The following is an 18,067-nucleotide window of genomic DNA, read 5'->3' on the forward strand; positions in this document are numbered from 1 at the left end:
TTTACTTATCCAGCATTATATATAAAGGTTTACCGGTTGCCGCATTTGGGAATGCGATGCCCAGTAAGGCCGAAATAGTTGGAGCTATATCATTAATGTAGGCTTCAGAATAGGTACTTCCCTTCTTTATCCCTTTTCCGAAGAAAATAAGAGGTGCATGGGTATCGTATGAAAATCCACTACCATGAGTGGTTCCGGTCTCCGGGAAGACTATAAACCCGGGATCCAATACATATACCAGGTCACCACTTCGCTTCTGGTGGTATCCATTCTCGATAAGACTTCCTATACCTTTATCGAAAGACCCGCTTTCCAGTTGTTCCCTGGTGAAAACCCTGGAAATATTATCCTGCTGAAGTATAAAATGAGAAAGCTTTTCCTGAAGTTCCCTTGAATCCAGTTTCTTTTTCTGCAATTCTTCGTAGTTAAAGAAAACCTGGTTATTCGAGATATTTTCGATCAAGTCTTCTGAATTGAATTCTTCAGAAACAAATTTCCCTATTCTCGAGATAAGATCTGAATCGCTGAAATTCCCGGCTGGGATCTTTCTGGATTTCAAATAATTCGGCACGTCTACCGCACCATGATCTGCTGTAAGAAATACCGTGTACTCTCCTTCACCAACATTCTGGTCCAGATATTTAAGGACATCGGCAATGGCAAGATCCAATCTAATATAGGTGTCCTGAACCTCCTTTGAATTGACACCGAAATTATGGCCTACATAATCTGTACTCGAAAAACTCAGGGTAAGTACATCTGTAATATCGTCCTGCCCGAGAGACTCCCCTTTTATCGCCGCCTTGGCAAATTCAGCCGTAAGATCATTCCCAAAAGGTGTCGCTTTAATAAGGTTATAATTCCCATTATCGGCAGCTAGCTTTTTAAGGTCATAGGGGAAAGTGGCAGTTTCCTTTCCGTTAAATCCACCTTCAAAATCGTTGGCATCCACACCACTTTCCGAGTAAGTGGAAATTTCTCTTAAAGGCTCCCAGGTCTTCAGGTAAGATTCTGCCCTATCTGAAGCATTGAATTTCTGGACCCATTCCGGAAGCTCCTGCATATAATAAGTACTGGTGATCCAGTTGGCTTCGCTTCCTCCCTCGAACCAGTATGCAGCGTTGGCGGTATGCCCGGCCGGAAGTATCGCACCGCGGTCCTTCAGCGCCACCCCAATGGTCTTTCCTTTCATCTGGGTATGCAGCCTGTTCTCATCGGCAAAGGTGGTGGAAAGCATCCTGTTTGGCGACATCTCCCCGGCCCTGGTTTGAGTTCCCACAGACTTAACGGAAGAATCGTTCACACAATAAACGAACTGTCCCTCAAATTTATTGAACCAGCTATTGCTTATGATTCCATGATATGCCGGGGTGGTTCCGGTAAAAACCGAAGCGTGCCCGGGGCCGGTATAGGTAGGCACATAATTAAAATGCGTGTTCTTAAAGGTATATCCATTATTTACCAGTCTTTTAAAACCATCGTTTCCAAACTGGTCCCAGAACCTGGTCAAATAATCATATCTCATCTGGTCTACCACGATCCCAACGACCAGCTTTGGTTTTTCATTTACTATTTGCGCATTCAGCGATCCTAAACAAACAAGGAAACTAAATGCTAATAAATATCGTTTCATGAGGTCAAGTTTTATGATACAGCGCAAAAATACTAAACTTCAAACGCTAAAGTTTAATTAAGCCTTAAATACTTTAGACCGAAATTTTAGTATTTTAGCTTTTCAAAATTCAATTAATGACCTACCTGCACTCCATTGGGGAATATTTTTTAATGCTTAAGGGAGTTTTTGGCCGGATGACCAAAGGTTCAGTTCTCAGAAGTCTTATTTTCAAAGAAATCGATGAGTTGATCATGGGCTCGATGGGGATCGTCGCATTCCTTTCATTTTTTATTGGTGCCGTAGTTGCCATTCAGACCGCATTAAACCTGAACAATCCACTTATTCCAAAGTCACTAGTGGCTTACGCAGCAAGGCAGTCGGTAATTCTTGAATTCGCTCCTACCTTTATCTCCATAATCATGGCAGGAAAGGTTGGTTCTTTTATCACTTCGAGTATTGGTTCCATGAGGGTAACCGAACAGATAGACGCTCTGGAGGTAATGGGAATAAACTCCAAGAATTACCTCATTTTTCCAAAGATCATCGCCATGCTAACCTACCCGTTCGTAATTGCGATTTCTATGTTCCTGGGAATCCTGGGTGCTTATACCGCGGCGGTTCTGGGCGGCTTTGTAACCTCAGACCAGTTCATCACCGGATTGCAGGATGAGTTTATCCCATTCCATCTGACTTACGCCTTTATCAAGACATTCCTGTTCGCATTTATATTAGCAACCGTACCCGCATACCACGGATATTACATGAAAGGTGGAGCCCTGGAAGTGGGAGAAGCCTCTACAACTTCCTTCGTATGGACCAGTGTGGTCTTAATCGTAACAAACTATGCAGTTACACAACTCTTATTAAGCTAAAGCAATGATACAGGTAAAGAATTTACATAAAGGATTCAATGAGCAGGAAGTTCTTAAGGGTATAAACTACACCTTTGAAAGGGGTAAAACCAATCTTATCATTGGCCAGTCGGGATCGGGAAAAAGTGTGTTCTTAAAATGCATGCTTGGATTGTTCAAGCCAGATGAAGGTACGATCGAATATGATCAAAAGCCCTACTCTACTTTTTCAGATGAAGAGCAAAGAGAGCTAAGAACCGAAATGGGAATGCTTTTCCAGGGAGGTGCATTGTTCGATTCTATGAACGTTGAGGAGAACGTGATGTTCCCCCTGAAGATGTTCACCAAGCAGCGAAAGAGCGATATGCTTAAACGTGTTCATGAAGTACTTGAAAGAGTTAACCTGGAAGGCACGGGTAACAAAATGCCTTCAGAAATAAGTGGCGGGATGCAGAAGCGCGTGGCCATTGCCCGCGCGATTGTGAACAAACCAAAGTATCTTTTTTGCGATGAACCTAACTCTGGACTGGACCCTCAAACCGCTACGGTGATAGATAACCTCATCATGGACCTTACCCACGAGAACGATATTACAACGGTACTAATTACTCACGATATGAACTCGGTCCTGGAAATAGGTGAACGAATCGCTTTTTTAAAGGATGGCGTTTTGGCCTGGAAAGGAACCAAGGATGAGATCTTTAAGACCGATGACCAGGCCGTTACTGAATTCGTTTACTCCTCCAATCTTTTCCAGAAAGTAAGAGTTGCCCAGCAGAAAGGAATTTAATTCTAGCGTACATTTTTAATGGCAAGCGTATCCAGCTTGAGCCTTACTTTCATCCATTCTGCGAACTTATTCTGAGCTTCGGCGAGTTCAGCGTTCTTCAGTTTAGAATCCCAGGTAACCGTGAAAGTAGGAATGGTATCCAGTTTTTCGAAGTTGGTAGTTATCAGGTTAGAATATCCTATTTGTTCAATATTCTCATAATTGATCTTGGCTTCCCTGCTCAGGTCTGAAAATGAAAACACATCTCCCCTGTATTTGGATAGTTCACTTTCCAGAAGCTCTATACGCTTATCTTTATCCTCAAGGGCCTCCTGATTCTTTACGTAAAGATCTTCAAGGATACCGCTTCTTAACTCGGTAGACAGACGGTCTATATCCTGGGTTTGATCTACTCCCTGATGAACTATGATCTTAGATTCCTTTAAAGCCTCAATATCCTGTAGTTTTTGCTGCCAGGTCTGGATGATAGCCGTAGGAACCGTGTTTCCTATCATATAAATATCGATGGTCTTATTCTTATAATCGCTGGTAGATTTGAGCACCTCGGCTCCGGCAAAGCTCACCGTTTCCGAAAGGAATTCCCTGGCCTTACTTTCAAAAACCTGTTTTCTAAGCAGCATCACGAACAGGATCACACTTGGGATCATGACAATAAGAGCAATTGTAGATGCAATCTGGGCGATACGTCTCCTTCTTTTACTATTGGCATATTTCACTAAAGGGAAACCTAATAGTTTAACCACTACAAAAGTTGACAGGGCGATAAAAACAGCATTAATGGAAAAAAGGTAAAGGGCGCCCAAAGCGAACTCCCATTTGGCATTGGCTATCCCGTAACCAACCGTACATAATGGAGGCATAAGTGCTGTCGCGATCGCAACCCCAAGGATCACACTCGCTATGGTCCCCCGTTTGGTCTTGGCAATGATAAGCGCCAGCCCACCAAAAATAGCCAGCAGGACATCCAGAATCGTAGGATAGGTCCTGGCTACCAGTTCCGGAGTTTCTTCCTTTACTGGGGAAATAAAGAAATAGATGGAGGCAGTAATAACACTTAGGCCCACCATGATGCCCAGATTCACGAAAGAACGTCTTAGCGTATCCACATCATTTATCGCCACGGCCATTCCTACACCAACGATAGGTCCCATTAAAGGAGAAATAAGCATGGCACCAATAACTACTGCGGTGCTGCTAACATTTAAACCTATAGAAGCGACAAAGATGGAGAATATAAGGATCCACGCATTATGCCCTTTAAAGGAAATATCCTTCTTAACGGCTTCTACCGTAGATTCCCTGTCTGTATTTTCATGGATGTCTAAAAGGCGGCTAATGAAGCTCCTCGCCTTTTTCTGAATTTCTTTAGCATCTTCTCTCAGGTTATCCTTTGCCGGAAGTTTCCCCTGGGAATCTTTATTTTCTGTTTTTGCCATGTATTAACCTAGATCTTCACCAAAATCCTGCATCACCTTCTCCCTGATTTGTTTGATTTCCTGTTCTTCAGATTTAGGGACCACCATAAGCACATCCTCATCTTCAACAATGATATAATCTGAAAGTCCTTTTAAAACTACTATCTTTTTATTAGATGTGGAAATAATGTTTTCCCTGGCATCATCTGCAATTAACTTAGCATTAATGCAGGTATTACCCGCTTTATCCTGCGGAAGTTCATTCTGAAGCGAAGACCAGGTCCCCAGATCACTCCAGTGAAATTCCACCGGTATCACATATACGGCATCAGATTTTTCCATGATCCCGTAGTCTATGGAGATATTTGAAGCATTGCCGTAATTCTCTTTAAGGAATTGCTTTTCCTCGGAAGTATTCCACAAATCGCTGCCTTTATCGAAAAGGCGATACATTTCAGGAAGATACTTCTTAAAGTTTTCAATTATAAATGAGGCCTTCCAGATAAAGATCCCGGCATTCCATACATAATTTCCAGCATCCAGGAATTCCTGTGCTTTCTTATGACCTGGTTTTTCGGTAAAAAGCTCTACCTTCTTAAGCGTTTCCTTATCCTCTTTATCATATTTTATATACCCGTAACCGGTATTAGCAAACGAAGGTTCAATCCCCAGGGTCACTAAATGCTCATTATCCTGAACATCATTCAGTGCAGTTTCGAGAGATTCTATAAATAGGTCTTCTTCCTTAATCCAGTGGTCACTTGGCGCCACAATGGTAAGAGCCTCGGGGTTCTTCTTATAAATTTTTAAAGCCCCTAGAAGAATACTGGGCGCGGTATTTCTCATTTCCGGTTCGGGTACGATCTGCTCATCCTTGATATCTGGTACCTGCTCCCTGATCATTTCCATATACTTCTCATTGGTGAGCACGTAGATATTTTCATGAGGGATCAGCTTAGCTAGCCTTTTAAAAGTTGTTTGGAACAAGGTTTCCCCTACTCCTAGTATATCTATGAATTGCTTGGGATTTGAGGCCTTGCTCGAAGGCCAGAAACGTGATCCTACTCCACCTGCCATTAAAATGGCGTAATAATTATCTTTTTTACTCCCTTTCATAACTTCAAACCTTAATTAAATGTACCTCAGCATTAGGCTGAAAAAGATAGATCCTCCCGGTATCCATTTCCAGACATTCGTATCTCTTGATCTTTCTGGGACCTTTTTTAAAGGTCTTCCCATTGTGTATTTTGAACAAACTTCCAGATGGGATCTCGAAGATATAACTCTTATCATTATCTGGATCGAAACTCTTTAAAGCTACCGACAATTTTGCATCTGTATCGCTGCTAGCCTTCGGATTCCTGAAATGATTCGCGATCACCTGCAACAGGGAATTAGGAAATATCTCTGGCCTGATAAAAGGTAACATCAAACTTCTGAAACAATGCTTCCATTCCTGCCCATGGGGCTTGATGGAACGGCCATACTTTTCAAAAGCGATCAGATGGGCCATCTCGTGGATACTGGTAATAAGAAACCTGTATTTGTTCAGATTGGCGTTGATGGTGATCTGCTGGGAACCATCCTGCATCCTGCGATAATCGCCATGCCTGGTAACCCTTTCATTCACGATCTTGAAATGAACATTGTTCATTTTAATCAATTCAGAAACAGGTTCTACGGCATTCGCCGGTAAATATTTAGCCAGGATTTCCTTCATCTATCAGGGCGTGCTATTTGAAACCTGCAGAATCTTAGCATTATATAGCTTATGACCAGTTAAACTGAAATTGGCAATATATTCGGCCATTTCTTTTGCGGTAACCGGAGCCTGGTAACCGGGAAATGCCTCTTCCAGCATTTCGGTTTGTACCGCGCCTAATGCCAGCGCATTGAAAGAAGGACCATTTTCCTTGAATTCTTCTGCAAGTAATTCGGTAAGCGTAAGCAAGGCTCCCTTACTGCTACTATAAGCTGCTAATCCCGCGAATTTCATGCTACCCTGGATACCGCCCATGCTACTGATGTTCACCACATGGGAGTCCTTGTTCATAAACTTCAGTAACCTGCGTGTAACACTGACCACCCCAAAGAAGTTCACTTCAAAAACCTGCCTAAACTCATCGGTCCTGGTCTCTTTAAATGGTTTATTGAGTAAAGCTCCGGCATTATTAACAAGTATATCTACTTTTGAATCCCAGTGCTCTTCAATAAACCTTTCTGTCCTAAGATGGCTATCCTCTTCGGTAATATCGAAAGAAAAGGCATTAACGTTTTTTAGGGCCAGTTTCTTTACCGGTTCAGAATTCCGGGAGAGAGCAAGTACATTATGCCCCATTCCTGAAAGTATGGAAACCATTTCCAGGCCAATCCCACGACTAGTTCCGGTAATTATAATATTTTTCATCTATTCGTTCATTTTAATTTCCTTAGTGGGCGTATTCGCCATCTTGCTCAAGCCCGGCACCAGTTCCTCTATTAGTGAAGCCATGAATTTTGCATCTAAATATTCGGCTTCATCATCTACATGGTGATAATAAGGATAGTTGGAAAAATCGAAAGTACAAATGGTTTGAGCAGGAACCTTGAACTCCTTATAAAAAGGATAGTTATCACTTCGCTTAAAAAGATTCATCTGCTCCGCCTGTGGAAGAAAACCTAAAACCTTTTCTCCATTGGAATATTCATTGAATTTCCCGGCAAGGTTAGACTTCTCAAATCCGGTAATATATGCCAGGTAGTCTTTTGCCTTCATAGGCACACCTATCATTTCAAGATTTATCATCGTATAAAGGTCCAGTCCCTGTTCCTTTAATTTTTCCGCCAGGTGCTCAGAACCTTTCAAACCTTTCTCTTCCGCAGAAAAAAGAACGAACAGGATACTCCTTTTCGAATTTCCGGCTTCCGCGAGTTGCTTCGCCAAATGCATCACCCCCACGGTTCCTGCAGCATTATCATTTGCCCCATTGGCGATTTCATCTCCCTCTACCGCCTTGGCAGAGCCAATATGATCATAGTGGGCGCCAATAATTATATATTCATTTTTCAGTTCCTCGTCTGTTCCTTCCAGCAATCCAACCAGGTTATAGGCAGCATCATCCCCAACCTGGAAACTATCCCGGTAAGTTTCGAAATAAGGCCTGAGCCCTACTTCCCTGAAGTGATCTTCTATAAATTTTGCTGCTTTCTCAATTCCTTCTGTCCCGGTCTCTCTTCCTGAAAGCTCATCTGAAGAAAGGTAATCAAGATCTTCCTGCACTTCTTCAACAGAAACGGTCAAACCATTTTTTGCAGGTTGCGCATTAGCGAAATTGTATAAAAATAGCATTCCGAAAAATGCTAAGGTCTGGAATAGGCGAATATGTTTTCTCATACTGCTAAAGATAAAAAAATCCCGCGATTAAGCGGGATTTCAGATTGTTTGATATTTTGATCTTAAGCCAGCATGGTCACTGGATTCTCAAGATAGGTTTTCAAAGTTTGCAGAAAGGCCGCACCAGTTGCACCATCTACAGTACGGTGATCACAGGCAAGGGTCAACTTCATAGTATTCCCAACCACGATCTCACCATTTCTTACCACCGGCTTTTCTACAATAGTTCCCACAGAAAGTATCGCTGAGTTTGGCTGGTTTATGATACTGGTAAATTCAACGATCCCAAACATTCCCAGGTTAGAAACGGTAAAGGTACTTCCTTCCATATCTGAAGGCTGGATCTTCTTGTTTCTAGCTTTCCCGGCAAGATCTTTCACATTCCCTCCAATCTGGGTCAGCGACATTTGGTCTGCGAACTTGAGCACTGGTACTACCAGGCCTTCTTCTACAGCTACCGCAACTCCCATATGGATATGCTTGGCGATCTTCATGGTATCTCCTGTCCACTGGCTGTTCACCTGTGGGTGTTTTCTCAGTGCCATTGCCGAAGCTTTGATCACCATATCATTGAAAGACACCTTGGTATCTGGCATTTCGTTGATATGCTTACGGGAAGCCATCGCGTTCGCCATATCTACCTCGATAGTAAGGTAATAATGTGGCGCGGTGAACTTGGATTCTCCAAGACGCTTCGCAATGGTCTTACGCATTTGCGAATTCTTTCTTTCCTCGAAGCTCTCTTCTCCTGCCGGCACATAAGGCTGTGCTGCAGCGGTAGTTTCTTCTGCAGTTTCCTTCTTAGCTTCGGCTGGTTGCTCCTTCTTCTCGGCTCCCTTAAAGTTCTCTATATCCTTTTTAACGATCCTTCCGTTTTCTCCGCTACCGGAAACGTCGGCAAGGTCGATACCTTTGTCTTCTGCCATTTTCTTGGCAAGAGGAGAAGCAAAGATTCTACCACCGTCTTTAGACTGAGATTCACTTCCAGATTTCTTTTCTTCAGAATCCTGCTTATCAGAATCTTTGGAAGTGCCTGTTTCTTTATCCTTTTCTGAATCTGAAGACTTCTTAGATTTTTTAGCTCCACCACCTGCAGAATCGATGTTCGAAACATCGGTACCTTCAGGACCAATGATCGCCAGAAGACTATCTACCTTGGCAGACTCACCTTCCTGAATCCCGATCTTAAGAAGGGTACCTTCATAGAAAGATTCGAATTCCATCGTAGCCTTATCGGTTTCGATCTCGGCCAGGATATCACCCTCTTCTACTTTATCACCTTCCTGCTTTAACCAGGCGGCAACAGTACCTTCTTCCATCGTATCGCTCAAACGTGGCATCTTGATGATCTCAACTCCTTCAGGGATATCTCCATCCCCATCCTCAGCATCATCATTATCTTCTGAATCATCTTCAGACTCTTCTTTAGAGTCTTCAGATTTCTCAGCTTTATCTTTGTCTTTATCTTTTTTGTCTTCCGAAGAAGAATTATCTCCACCTCCATCTAGAAGGTCTGAAATATCTTCACCTTCTTCACCAATTATGGCAAGCAGGGAATCTACCGGAGCGGTATCTCCTTCTTCGATCCCAATATGAAGCAAGGTCCCGTCATAGAATGATTCAAATTCCATGGTAGCCTTATCGGTTTCGATCTCGGCCAGAATATCACCTTCTTCTACTTTATCTCCTTTTTGTTTCAGCCACTTTGCTACGGTACCTTCTTCCATGGTATCGCTCAAGCGAGGCATTTTGATAACTTCTGCCATAATCTAGTCTAATTTATGTGCCAGGAATGGGTAATCCTCCTGTTCGTAAACAACGTCGTACATTACATTCTTGTCTGGGAAATCTGAATCGTCAGCAAATTTCTCACATTCCGAAACTCTTTCCTTAACGCGTTTATCGATCTCTTTAATTTCTTTATCTGAAGCGTATTTCTTCTCCTTAATAATATCACGAACCTTAGTGATAGGATCCAGTTTCTGATATTCAGCAACCTCATCCTTGGTACGATATTTCTGGGCATCACTCATAGAGTGACCACGATAACGGTAAGTCTTCAATTCAAGGAAAGTTGGACCGTCCCCTTTTCTTGCTCTTGTAATCGCTTCGTCAAGTGCTTCGGCAACCTTTACAGGATCCATCGCGTCCACAGGACCACAAGGCATTTCATAACCATTACCTAATTTCCAGATCTCGGTATCCTTAGAAGTACGAGCAACCGAAGTACCCATGGCGTAACCATTATTCTCTACACAAAATACCACCGGAAGGTTCCAGTTTACGGCCATGTTCAAAGTCTCATGAAGAGAACCCTGTCTTACGGCTCCATCACCCATGAAAGTTAGGGTCACGTTATCTCTTTTGTGATATTTATCGGCAAAGGCAAGCCCGGCTCCAAGAGGAATTTGTCCTCCTACGATCCCGTGACCACCATAGAACCTTTGTTCTTTAGCAAAAATGTGCATGGATCCACCAAGCCCCATAGAAGTACCGGTCTTTTTACCGTACAGCTCTGCCATCACTTTTTTAGGGTCTACTCCCATCCCGATTGGCTGAACGTGATTACGATAAGCGGTGATCATACGGTCCTTTTCAAGATCCATCGCATGAAGCGCTCCGGCTAAAATGGCCTCCTGCCCGTTATATAAATGCAAAAATCCTCTAACTTTCTGTTGAATATAAACCTGCGCAAGCTTATCCTCGAATTTGCGCCAAAACAACATATCCTCGTACCACTTTAAGTATGTGGCTTTTGTAATTTTCTTCATCTAAAATTTATATTTAAAAGGCCAGACAGATTGGTTTTGCCAAGCGGATAACAAAAATACTATTTTCAATAAGAAACGAAAACAGTTTTAGAGCAAAAATAACGAAAACCTTATAGGCAGGTACTGTCGAAAACCAAGGGCAATAAATCCTTGACAGAATCGGCCTTCACAACTTTTCCGGTTTCACCCATAAAGTAAAGCTCTATAGGCTCATCCTGTTTTACTTCGTATTCCACCAAAGCCTGCCTGCAGGCACCACAGGGAGGAACGGGAGAAACAACTTTATGCCTCATGGATTTAGCTGAAATAGCTATTTTCAGGATCCTGGTATCGGGGTATTTTGCACCTGCAAAATATACTGCTGTCCTTTCGGCACATAAGCCTGAAGGATAAGAAGCATTTTCCTGGTTGCTACCCACCACGATCTCATCATTATCAAGATGTATAGCCGCACCAACCTTGAAATTGGAATAGGGGGCATAAGCAGCATCCCGGGTTTCAATAGCCTGCTGCATTAAATCCTGAACATCCTGAGGTACTTCATCTATAGAATCGTAAACTTCCAAACGGGAAGTAATAGTAAGTGGCTTCATAAAAAATTATTGGAAAGACAAGGTAATAGAAACCTGAGCGGTTTCACACACTAATAAGATACTTTTAAGAATATTGCGCTAGTTTAGTTGGTAAAGCTATCTCCAAAATTAAAACTAAGCCCGAATCTCAAGGTTCCCTCTAATGGACTTGGCACGTTGGAAGTAGAGAATAAATAGGACGCATCTATCACCACAGATTCGTAGGCAAAACCTGCCCCAAGGGAAAAGAACCTCCTGAATCCCTTATCTTCGCTTTCATTGAAGTAACCAGCGCGCAAGGCAAATTTCTCACGGTACCAGTATTCTGCTCCAAGCGACCAGGTGATCTCTTTCAGCTCTTCAGAAAAACCATCGGGTGCATCTCCAAAGGATTTGAAGACACCTTCTATTGAACCGATTTCATTATATTCATCATCATCTTCAGCATCTATGATCCCGTCATCATTAAAGTCCTGGGGAGTAGGCACCAAAAGTTTATTAAATTCCACATAAGTCCCAAGGCGGTTATCAATGTCAAATATAAAATCGAAACCGGCACCAAGCTTAAGGTTGGTTGGTATGAAGTTCTCCTGCCCAGCATCGTCATATTTCATTTTAGGACCAATATTGGCGATGTTCGCCCCAAACCTCCACCTGGCATCAAAACCACTAAAGGTTAATTGCTCCCCTTCATAGTACGCAGCTACATCTACTCCAAAAGTAGAAGCGGCCCCAAGGTCCTCACTATCCTGAAGTCCAAGGTCTGATCTTAAATACCTTCCGGCAACAGCCATACTGAAATTTTCGCTGAGCTTTAATGAATATGAAATATCAAAAGTCAGCTCGTTCGGGTTCACCAAAATGGGAAACTCTTCGAAAGTGCCCCGGGTCTCAATGGAACCAAGGCTGAAATATCTTAAACTTGCCGCAGCCGCACTACGATCGTTGATCTTATGAAAGTAATTAAGACTACCCAGGAATATATCATTTACAATTTCGCTCAGGTAAGGTGTATAGGTCACTGCCACCCCGTTTTCGCGAGTAGCGAAAGCATATTTTGCAGGGTTCCATTGCTGCGAAAAAACATCTGGAGAAGTTGCCACTCCCTGGTCTGCCATTCCCGCTGCTCTTGCATCGGCTGCTACCAATAAAAAAGGAACAGCAGTAGTGATAACTCTATCCCTCTCATCCTGGGCAAACGCTGAAAAATCGGCAAAAAGACATGCCGCTATCAAAAAGAAAGTAATTTTTTTCATCATACTAATTAATGATAAACAAATATATAGTAATATTCCTGTTAAGAAAGAACCAATGCTTCAAATTGCTTTCTTAATCTGGAAAAACAATAAACCCAAGACAGTGAAAAAGTTATGGACTAATGAATATAACTCAAATTAATTGATTTTATTGCAAATCTTAGATAAGAGGTCATAATTTTAGATAAAATCCTCTTCGCAAGATAATTTAAACGAAAGATGACCGTTATTTTTAACTGCCGAAGTAAAGAGTTAAAACCTTAATAATAAAAGACATATAAACCTAACTTAGGTTATAGCATATCAGAGAGTTATACGAGATTTAAGACTTTTAGATTAAATAAAATAATCTTGTACATTAATCGTTAATTAGTATATTGCAGAGCCTAAATTTCTATCACAAAGAAGGAAATCATATGAAATTGAATGTAGCTTTAAAGGGCGTAATTGCTGTAGTTTGTGGCCTTAGTATTATAAGCTGTAACAAATCTAACAATTACAAAAATACCTCCAGAGCAACCGGTTGGGATATCAATTCTGACGAAGGAGGATTCCAGTATAATACAGATTACAAGGAGCAGGAAGCTGCTCCCGGATTGGTGTTTGTAGAAGGAGGAACCTATACCATGGGACGTGTGCAGGATGACCCAATGCACGATTGGAACAACACTCCAACCCAACAACATGTACAGTCCTTTTATATGGACGAAACAGAGGTTACCAATAAAATGTACCTCGAATATCTTGACTGGCTGAAACGTGTTTTCCCACCTAGCGAAGATAATTACAAGAACATTTACGAAGGCGCTCTTCCAGACACCCTGGTTTGGAGAAACAGGCTTGGTTATAATGAGACCATGGTTACCAATTACCTTCGCCACCCGGCCTATGCAGAATATCCTGTAGTTGGGGTTAGCTGGATTCAGGCAGTGGAATTCAGTAAATGGAGAACAGACCGTGTTAATGAACACCGCCTGGAAGATGAAGGATTTATCAAAGAAGGAGCACACTTAACCGATGTAAATGCTTCTTCCACCTTTAACACCGAAACATATATCCACACTCCTAGCAAGGCTTACGGCGGAAACACCGAAATAAGCCAGGGAGGTGATGAAGCCCAGGACAGGCTTAACGAGACCAATGAAGCCGGGAACACAGTTAAAAAAGTATACCCAGGAAGAGAAAGCGGTCTAATTTATCCGGAATACAGACTTCCTACCGAAGCTGAATGGGAATATGCCGCACTAGGACTTGTAGGGATCAGAAATTATAATACCTACAGAGGTAGAAAAAAATATCCATGGGATGGACAGTATACCAGAAATGGTAACGTTAAGAAAATGGGTGACCAGCTTGCTAACTTCAAACAGGGAGATGGTGATTATGGTGGAATAGCCGGATGGAGTGATGACGGAGCAGACATTACTGCAGAGGTTAAGAGTTACGAACCTAACGATTTTGGCCTTTATGATATGGCCGGAAACGTTTCAGAATGGGTTGCCGATGTTTACCGCCCGATCGTGGATGATGAATTTAACGACTTCAACTATTATCGTGGAAACGTTTACACCAAGCACGCAATTAACGAAGATGGTACTGTAAAAGTTGTAGGAACAGATGATGTTGTATATGACACTCTAAGTAATGGTAAACTTGTAGCCAGAAACCTTCCAGGTGAGATCGCCCAGGTACCGGTCACCAAGGAAGACACCTATATGAGAACCAACTTCACCGAAAGTGACCAGAGAGATTTTAGAGATGGAGATAAAAGCTCAAGCCGTTACTACCAGCCTTTCCAGGATATGGAAGACCCGGCAAAGAGAATGTACAACTCTCCTAAGTATGATAATTTCACCTATGCAGACAGCACTAGCGAGGAAACCGGACTTACTGAAAGAGGTTACGACAAGGAAAAAAGAACTACTTTAATTAGTGACGAGGTAAGAGTGTACAAAGGAGGTAGCTGGAGAGATAGAGCCTACTGGTTAGATCCTGCTCAGCGTCGCTACTTCCCTCAAGATATGGCTACCGATTATATTGGATTTAGAAATGCGATGTCCAGAGTTGGTTCAAAATCTCTTGACAAGAACAAGACAGCAAGAAGCAAATAAGCGATAGCTTCTATAAAATAAACTTAAAGCCCTAATTTGTTTAGGGCTTTTTTTTATAGATTTATTTTATGAACACAGCCAGACTTCATCAGCGCTTCCTGCTTTGCTCAGGGGCCGACACCGACACAAGGAAAATAAGAAAAGACAGCATGTTCTTCGCCCTGAAAGGCGAAAACTTCAATGGAAATGAATTCGCAGAACAGGCCTTGAAAAATGGTGCCAGGTATGCCGTCGTAGACGACAAGAACTACGCAAAGAACCAGGAAGATTATATCCTGGTTAAAAACGTCCTGGAAACGCTTCAGAAACTGGCTTTATTCCATAGAAATTATCTGGAGATCCCGATCCTGGCAATAACCGGCAGCAATGGCAAAACAACCACCAAGGAGCTGGTTCATGCAGTTCTCGCCAGAAAGTTCAAAACAATTGCCACCAAAGGAAATTTAAATAACCACATTGGCGTTCCCCTCACCCTTTTATCCATGGACGACCAGACTGAATTCGGGATCGTAGAGATGGGCGCAAATCACCTAATGGAAATAGAGTTCCTTTGCACTATCGCCAACCCAGATTATGGTTATATCACTAACTTCGGAAAGGCACACCTGGAAGGTTTCGGTGGCGTGGAAGGAGTGATCAAAGGCAAAACAGAACTCTATAAATTCCTCCAGGAGAAAAATAAATTGATTTTCCTGAATCACGATGATGACATCCAAAGAAAGCATGAGAATTACTCGCATACCTTCAGTTTTGGAGAAAATAAAGGTGCAGATGTAAGGCTTACGTACGATCTCGAAGCTGAAAATGCCCAGATAAATTACAACAATACCGACTTTAAGAGCCAGTTAACCGGAAGCTATAACGCCAAGAACATGGCCGCGGCTTTATGTATAGGTCTCTACTTTAAAGTAGACTTCAAGGAAATACATAACGCCATAGAGAACTACAACCCGACCAACAATCGCTCACAGGTGGTAGAAAGCGGAAGCAATAAGATCATCATGGATGCTTATAATGCTAATCCTACAAGTATGCATGCAGCTCTGGAAAACTTCAGAAAACTAAAAACCAACAAACAGAAGATCGCAATTCTTGGAGACATGTTCGAACTGGGAAGTGCCGCACCTACCGAGCATCAGGTGATCGCGAACTTTGCCAAAAACAGTGAATTTGCCGAGACTTATCTGGTAGGAGAAAATTTTAAGAACACAGATTGCAATAGCAACTTCATTTTTAAATTCAGGGATACAGATCACCTGGTCGAGCATTTAAAGGAAAGTGAATTTTCGAATTGTTATTTCCTCATCAAAGGTTCAAGAGGCATGGCCCTCGAAAGAGCCCTGGATGCTATAAAAAAGTAAGCATTTTTGTTTTGGCCAGGACCTTAGCATCCTTCAAAAATGGATTGCGTCAAAGAAGAGCAAAAACCATTAAATGATGGAGCCACTAATAATTCCTGTGGTTAAATGATATTCTGAAATAAAAAACCTCGTACCAAATACGAGGTTTAAAGTGAAGTGTACTGGATTCGAACCAGTGACCCCTACCCTGTCAAGGTAGTGCTCTGAACCAACTGAGCTAACACTCCATTGTCGCGCTAATATAGAAGGAATCCTTAAAACTTAGATCTTTCTGAAAGAAAAAATATTGCCAGAAAAAGCCAACTAAAATCCAGGACCTAATAATACAAAAACTTGTCAAACCTTCCACCCAAAAGTTCGACACCAGCTGGGTCGAATTACGGCTATCTGTTTTACGCAGAATATTCTTTTTATGGGTGTTCACGGTATGACCGGAAAAGTTTAGCTTGGAGCCAATCTCCTTTTTTTAATTACCTCTTGCCAATTACATAAAACTAAATTAAGTTCTAGAATAGCCTATGAACATTCCTCAATTTTGGAGAAAAATAAAATTCTAATCTCTAATATTTTACACACCTAACCGTCATTTATTTTATTAAAATATTGTTAAAACAAAATAAAGTATCTATTTTAGCCCGCCCCGCAGAAAAGCCCTACCCTCTGCCTAAAACTAACTTACACTAATGAAAAAATTGCTATGTCTTGCAGCGCTTTTTCTCGCGTTAGCATGCTCTACCGAAGAACGACCGGACGAACAAGAGTCCCGGGAATATGAAAACAAAATCATCCTTCAGGAACTTCAAATGCAAGAAGCCGGTGTCAAACTAAAATGGAGTATTTTAAATACAACCGATTTTCAATCCTATGAAATTTTACGCTCAGAATCTGAAGAAGAAAATAATTTTCAAACCCTAAAATTCATAAATGATAATGAAAAAACCGATTTCATAGACACAGAACTACCTTACAGCCCCTATGTGAGCTATAAGATCATTGGCCATAATTATTCAGGGACTGCACCCATAGAAAGTAATATGCAGGTCTATAAGAGACCTGAGGTAATTAAATTCAATGGATATATAGATCAAGTTATCCCACAGTTTGCTCAAAATAAAATGTACCTGATTTCCAGAAAAGGACAGGTAACATTAATGGATCTTGAGACTAATAATATTCTAAAAACACTTGAAACAGAAAGTCATATCGGCTTTGTTGATATAAAAACCTTTAACGGTAAGGAAGAATTATATGTGCCCCGAAATGATGGTTGGATTTATATTTATGATGCTAAGAGTTTCGAATTAATTGACAGAATTGACACAGGCAGGGCATCCTCTTCCATCATCTTCAATAATAACAGGCTTTTCGTTTCTACCGATGCATGGACAGATAGACCTTTAAAGGTCTATAGCAGAATTTCTGGTGATTTGATCGAGGAAACCGGTGATTTTGATCTAACTCGCTTAAGACAGATCCCGGGTAGTAATACAGATTTATTGGAGATAACTCTTAATGTAGGTCCAGTAGATCAGGACATTTATAAATTTGATGCTAATGGTAGTTTAATTGAGCATTTGAATGACACTTATCATGGTGATTTTTCCCTAGATGCAAATATTTTCAATTTCTTCCCTGATGCTGAAAGATTCATAACCGGAAGGGAAGGAGCTATCTATTCCAAAAACATGATCTACCAAAGCAGACTTCCAAAGGGTTATCTCGAATTTTCAAGTTTTAGCTTCAATATAGAAGATCAATTGATTTATGCGGGCTGCAGTAATGAAAGAAGTATTCAGGAATATGATCTAAACGATCTTTCAAGGAAGGGTTTTATAGAAACAAAAAGCTACCCACAATTTATTTTCAAAAATCTCGGGCAGATATACATTATAGGCCTTAGTTCAAATTCAAACAATTCAAATTTTGTATTTGAAAAAATCAACCTCTAATTT

General features: G+C 41.5%; 16 protein-coding genes and 1 tRNA gene. 5 read left to right on the forward strand and 12 right to left on the reverse strand.

Features of this window, described 5'->3' with window-relative positions; translation table 11 throughout:
• Position 1: 1 nt before the first annotated feature.
• Positions 2-1,633 carry an alkaline phosphatase PafA gene (pafA, locus tag FLP08_RS03930; protein ID WP_156274223.1) on the reverse strand — a complete coding sequence of 544 codons (1,632 nt, stop codon included), beginning with the start codon at positions 1,631-1,633 and terminating at the stop codon, positions 2-4.
• A 116-nt stretch (positions 1,634-1,749) separates the two neighbouring features.
• Between pafA and FLP08_RS03935 the strand changes: the two genes are divergently transcribed.
• Positions 1,750-2,487 carry an MlaE family ABC transporter permease gene (locus tag FLP08_RS03935; RefSeq protein ID WP_156274225.1) on the forward strand — a complete coding sequence of 246 codons (738 nt, stop codon included), beginning with the start codon at positions 1,750-1,752 and terminating at the stop codon, positions 2,485-2,487.
• Positions 2,488-2,491: 4 nt separating this feature from the next.
• Entirely contained in the window at positions 2,492-3,256 is a 765-nt protein-coding gene (locus FLP08_RS03940) for an ABC transporter ATP-binding protein (RefSeq protein WP_156274227.1), read from the forward strand.
• A 2-nt stretch (positions 3,257-3,258) separates the two neighbouring features.
• Here the strand turns inward: FLP08_RS03940 and FLP08_RS03945 are convergent, their stop codons facing one another.
• The 9 genes from FLP08_RS03945 to porV form a co-directional block, all read right to left on the reverse strand.
• Positions 3,259-4,692 carry a DUF389 domain-containing protein gene (locus FLP08_RS03945; protein ID WP_156274229.1) on the reverse strand — a complete coding sequence of 478 codons (1,434 nt, stop codon included), beginning with the start codon at positions 4,690-4,692 and terminating at the stop codon, positions 3,259-3,261.
• 3 nt (positions 4,693-4,695) lie between these two features.
• Complete coding sequence (locus FLP08_RS03950; protein WP_156274231.1) at positions 4,696-5,787, reverse strand: mannose-1-phosphate guanylyltransferase; 1,092 nt, start codon at positions 5,785-5,787, stop codon at positions 4,696-4,698.
• A 4-nt stretch (positions 5,788-5,791) separates the two neighbouring features.
• The gene (locus FLP08_RS03955; protein ID WP_156274233.1) at positions 5,792-6,391 is read right to left on the reverse strand and encodes a SprT-like domain-containing protein; all 600 of its coding nucleotides are present in this window, start codon (positions 6,389-6,391) and stop codon (positions 5,792-5,794) included.
• Between the two features lie 3 nt (positions 6,392-6,394).
• Positions 6,395-7,078: an SDR family NAD(P)-dependent oxidoreductase gene (locus FLP08_RS03960; protein ID WP_156274235.1), complete on the reverse strand. Its 684-nt coding sequence runs from the start codon at positions 7,076-7,078 to the stop codon at positions 6,395-6,397.
• On the reverse strand, positions 7,079-8,044 hold the full coding sequence (locus FLP08_RS03965; protein WP_156274237.1) for a M20/M25/M40 family metallo-hydrolase: 966 nt from the start codon (positions 8,042-8,044) through the stop codon (positions 7,079-7,081).
• 62 nt (positions 8,045-8,106) lie between these two features.
• Positions 8,107-9,810 carry a pyruvate dehydrogenase complex dihydrolipoamide acetyltransferase gene (locus tag FLP08_RS03970; RefSeq protein WP_156274239.1) on the reverse strand — a complete coding sequence of 568 codons (1,704 nt, stop codon included), beginning with the start codon at positions 9,808-9,810 and terminating at the stop codon, positions 8,107-8,109.
• 3 nt (positions 9,811-9,813) lie between these two features.
• Positions 9,814-10,815 carry a pyruvate dehydrogenase (acetyl-transferring) E1 component subunit alpha gene (pdhA, locus tag FLP08_RS03975; RefSeq protein ID WP_156274241.1) on the reverse strand — a complete coding sequence of 334 codons (1,002 nt, stop codon included), beginning with the start codon at positions 10,813-10,815 and terminating at the stop codon, positions 9,814-9,816.
• A gap of 110 nt (positions 10,816-10,925) precedes the next feature.
• The gene (gene cdd, locus FLP08_RS03980) at positions 10,926-11,408 is read right to left on the reverse strand and encodes a cytidine deaminase (protein ID WP_156274243.1); all 483 of its coding nucleotides are present in this window, start codon (positions 11,406-11,408) and stop codon (positions 10,926-10,928) included.
• 83 nt (positions 11,409-11,491) lie between these two features.
• Positions 11,492-12,643, reverse strand: a complete 1,152-nt coding sequence (gene porV / locus FLP08_RS03985; protein ID WP_156274325.1) for a type IX secretion system outer membrane channel protein PorV — start codon at positions 12,641-12,643, stop codon at positions 11,492-11,494.
• A gap of 416 nt (positions 12,644-13,059) precedes the next feature.
• On the opposite strand from porV, the gene gldJ reads away from it, so the two are divergent.
• Positions 13,060-14,754 (forward strand): gliding motility lipoprotein GldJ, encoded by a 1,695-nt coding sequence (gene gldJ / locus FLP08_RS03990; protein ID WP_156274245.1) that lies wholly within the window; start codon positions 13,060-13,062, stop codon positions 14,752-14,754.
• A 68-nt stretch (positions 14,755-14,822) separates the two neighbouring features.
• On the forward strand, positions 14,823-16,115 hold the full coding sequence (locus FLP08_RS03995) for a UDP-N-acetylmuramoyl-tripeptide--D-alanyl-D-alanine ligase (RefSeq protein WP_156274247.1): 1,293 nt from the start codon (positions 14,823-14,825) through the stop codon (positions 16,113-16,115).
• Positions 16,116-16,267: 152 nt separating this feature from the next.
• On the opposite strand, the gene FLP08_RS04000 is transcribed toward FLP08_RS03995, so the two are convergent.
• Positions 16,268-16,342, reverse strand: a tRNA-Val gene (locus tag FLP08_RS04000).
• On the reverse strand, positions 16,333-16,572 hold the full coding sequence (locus FLP08_RS16560) for a helix-turn-helix transcriptional regulator (protein ID WP_162430924.1): 240 nt from the start codon (positions 16,570-16,572) through the stop codon (positions 16,333-16,335). Before FLP08_RS16560 ends, FLP08_RS04000 begins: the two co-directional genes overlap by 10 nt.
• Positions 16,573-16,798: 226 nt before the next feature.
• Here FLP08_RS16560 and FLP08_RS04010 point away from each other — a divergent pair, with 226 nt between their 5' ends.
• A complete protein-coding gene (locus FLP08_RS04010) occupies positions 16,799-18,064 on the forward strand; it encodes a YncE family protein (RefSeq protein WP_156274249.1) in 1,266 nt (421 codons plus the stop codon).
• The last annotated feature ends 3 nt before the right edge of the window (positions 18,065-18,067 follow it).

The sequence above is a fragment of the Christiangramia aestuarii genome (assembly GCF_009735585.1).
Taxonomy (GTDB): Bacteria; Bacteroidota; Bacteroidia; order Flavobacteriales; family Flavobacteriaceae; genus Christiangramia; species Christiangramia aestuarii.

What these genes read in the sequence shown, in the direction of transcription:
- pafA (WP_156274223.1), bottom strand. Translation starts at nt 1,633, where the DNA reads ATGAAACGATATTTATTAGCATTTAGTTTCCTTGTTTGTTTAGGATCG.
- FLP08_RS03935 (WP_156274225.1), top strand. Translation starts at nt 1,750, where the DNA reads ATGACCTACCTGCACTCCATTGGGGAATATTTTTTAATGCTTAAGGGA.
- FLP08_RS03940 (WP_156274227.1), top strand. Translation starts at nt 2,492, where the DNA reads ATGATACAGGTAAAGAATTTACATAAAGGATTCAATGAGCAGGAAGTT.
- FLP08_RS03945 (WP_156274229.1), bottom strand. Translation starts at nt 4,692, where the DNA reads ATGGCAAAAACAGAAAATAAAGATTCCCAGGGGAAACTTCCGGCAAAG.
- FLP08_RS03950 (WP_156274231.1), bottom strand. Translation starts at nt 5,787, where the DNA reads ATGAAAGGGAGTAAAAAAGATAATTATTACGCCATTTTAATGGCAGGT.
- FLP08_RS03955 (WP_156274233.1), bottom strand. Translation starts at nt 6,391, where the DNA reads ATGAAGGAAATCCTGGCTAAATATTTACCGGCGAATGCCGTAGAACCT.
- FLP08_RS03960 (WP_156274235.1), bottom strand. Translation starts at nt 7,078, where the DNA reads ATGAAAAATATTATAATTACCGGAACTAGTCGTGGGATTGGCCTGGAA.
- FLP08_RS03965 (WP_156274237.1), bottom strand. Translation starts at nt 8,044, where the DNA reads ATGAGAAAACATATTCGCCTATTCCAGACCTTAGCATTTTTCGGAATG.
- FLP08_RS03970 (WP_156274239.1), bottom strand. Translation starts at nt 9,810, where the DNA reads ATGGCAGAAGTTATCAAAATGCCTCGCTTGAGCGATACCATGGAAGAA.
- pdhA (WP_156274241.1), bottom strand. Translation starts at nt 10,815, where the DNA reads ATGAAGAAAATTACAAAAGCCACATACTTAAAGTGGTACGAGGATATG.
- cdd (WP_156274243.1), bottom strand. Translation starts at nt 11,408, where the DNA reads ATGAAGCCACTTACTATTACTTCCCGTTTGGAAGTTTACGATTCTATA.
- porV (WP_156274325.1), bottom strand. Translation starts at nt 12,643, where the DNA reads ATGAAAAAAATTACTTTCTTTTTGATAGCGGCATGTCTTTTTGCCGAT.
- gldJ (WP_156274245.1), top strand. Translation starts at nt 13,060, where the DNA reads ATGAAATTGAATGTAGCTTTAAAGGGCGTAATTGCTGTAGTTTGTGGC.
- FLP08_RS03995 (WP_156274247.1), top strand. Translation starts at nt 14,823, where the DNA reads ATGAACACAGCCAGACTTCATCAGCGCTTCCTGCTTTGCTCAGGGGCC.
- FLP08_RS04010 (WP_156274249.1), top strand. Translation starts at nt 16,799, where the DNA reads ATGAAAAAATTGCTATGTCTTGCAGCGCTTTTTCTCGCGTTAGCATGC.